2 protein-coding genes are annotated in these 2,093 nt (G+C 41.0%); both read left to right on the top strand.

Annotated features, from left to right (window positions below; translation table 11 throughout):
- A partial coding sequence (istA, locus tag KGF65_RS16505) for an IS21 family transposase (protein ID WP_253955686.1) occupies positions 1 to 1,210 on the top strand: 1,210 nt, incomplete at its 5' end.
- A 4-nt stretch (positions 1,211 to 1,214) separates the two neighbouring features.
- Complete coding sequence (gene istB / locus KGF65_RS16500) at positions 1,215 to 2,027, top strand: IS21-like element helper ATPase IstB (RefSeq protein WP_053359344.1); 813 nt, start codon at positions 1,215 to 1,217, stop codon at positions 2,025 to 2,027.
- Positions 2,028 to 2,093: the final 66 nt, after the last annotated feature.

Raw genomic sequence — 2,093 nt, 5'->3', positions numbered from 1 at the left:
TTTAGATGTTGAGCAGTGTGTCCAGCAATATATTATGAACAAAATAAAGCCCAACTTCGCTGAAATTGGTCGGCGATACGGTGTTGATCCACGAACGGTAAAAAGATACTACAATTTAGGGCTTACGCCCCCAGATGAGCAGCCACAACCCTTACGGCGGCCGAGTAAACTTGACGATTATCGAAAAACGATTGAAGAAAAGGTTCTAGAAGGCTGTTCGGCAACGGCAATTTATTACTTTATCAAAGAACGTGGCTATCAAGGAAGGCAAAGTATTCTCAGAGACTATTGTCGAACCATCAGAAAAGCCGCAACGAAAAAAGCCACTATCCGGATTGAAACCTCGCCAGGGCTTTCAGCCCAGGTTGATTGGAAAGAAGATTTAACGTTGGTTTCTCGGCATGGAGAGATTGTCAAAGGCAACATCTTCTTATATGTTTTAGGGTACTCACGAATGAAATACATGCAATTTACCTTCAGTCGCAGCCAAATTACCTTTTTTGATTGCTTAACTAATGCCTTTTGGGCAACCGGGGGTGTGCCGAAAGAAATCTGGTTTGACAACCAAAAGGTTGTCGTCGATCATCATAAAAGTAATTTTGGTAAGCCGGTATTTAATGAAACCTTCGTTGAATACGCTAAGGACGCTGGTTTCAAGCCAATTGCTTGTCGACCGTTTCGGCCACAAACCAAAGGAAAGGTTGAGGCGCTGGCCAGAACTACTCAGCGAATCAAAGTTTACAACCACGAGTTTGAAGAGCCGCTAGACTTAGCCGAGATCGTCCATTTGACGTGTGATCAGCTGAATCATGAGAAGTCTCAGGCGACTCAAATTCCGCCTTATTTATTGCTTGATAAAGAAAAAGAGTATCTCCATGATTTTGATCACGACTTACTCGATGCCTATGCCAGCCAAACCATCGCAAGGAAAGTTAGCAAGGAATCAATGATTGTCTTTCAAAATCGGAAATACTCCGTCCCCATAAGATATATTGACGAAACCGTACAAATTAAACACGATGACAATACTCTATACATTTATTATAACGGAGAATTAATTCGTTCTCACCCTATTTCACTGAAAAGATTTACTTACCTTCGCGATGACATGGAAGAGATTGTCCGATCAGACCTTTATAAGAATCGTGATGACCGAGTCATTGATGATTACGTCGACCGAAACCTGAAGATGTTTGATGAAATGGAGTGAGAAAATGGCCAATTACCAAGCTTTATACACCAACCTTAGACAATTAAAGTTAGATCGTTTCGCCGAACATTTAGGCTACCTATTGGATCATCAAGATGAAGCACCCAAGTCCTTGAGTGATGCCTTATTCGAATTGACAACGGCTGAGCTTAAATACCGGGAACAAAAAAAGATTAATTTGAGAATTAAACTAGCCCGCTTTCCATATGAAAAAACGTTAGCTGACTTTGACTTTAGTTATCAACCGGGAATTAACCAAGGGATAATTGAGGACTTGGGATCACTAAGATTCACCCAAGAGAATCAAAACGTTTTGTTTATCGGCACCTCCGGTGTCGGTAAAACTCACCTAGCCACCGCCATTGGAATTGAAGGGTGTAAACAAGGAATTTCAACGCAGTTTATTCGATGTAGCGACCTCATCAACAAGCTTCAAACAGCACAAGTTCAAGGCCGGAGCGAAGAAGTGCTACGCCGGTATGCCCGTTTTCAAATTCTAATCATTGATGAGATTGGTTATCTTCCAATTGAGTCAGTGGGCGCTAAGCTGTTTTTTCAGTTAATTGAAAGACGATACGAACGGAAATCAACCATTATCACCACTAATATTCCGCTTTCTAAGTGGGGAAACACCTTTTCAGATAAGATGTTAGCTAACGCCATTTTAGATCGCTTGGTTCATCACGCTAAAGTTATCCGAATCACTGGTCGATCATATCGAATGAAAGATCATTTAATTGAAAAGAAGGATAATTCCGGACCTGATTTATCAGGTTTCAACGCACAAAATAAAGAAAGGAGCAGTGAGACACTGTAAACTTTATCGGTAAAAAACAGCATTTTTTAATCGGCAAAAAACGACATTTTCACATCGGCGTTGACA

It is taken from the genome of Lactiplantibacillus sp. 30.2.29 (assembly GCF_018991255.1).
Taxonomy (GTDB): Bacteria; Bacillota; Bacilli; order Lactobacillales; family Lactobacillaceae; genus Lactiplantibacillus; species Lactiplantibacillus pentosus.
Note: the sequence above shows the minus strand (reverse complement) of the source record. Positions and strands in the feature narration are given on the sequence as shown.

Coding starts and splice junctions, on each gene's coding strand:
- istB (WP_053359344.1), top strand. CDS start 1,215: ATGGCCAATTACCAAGCTTTATACACCAACCTTAGACAATTAAAGTTA.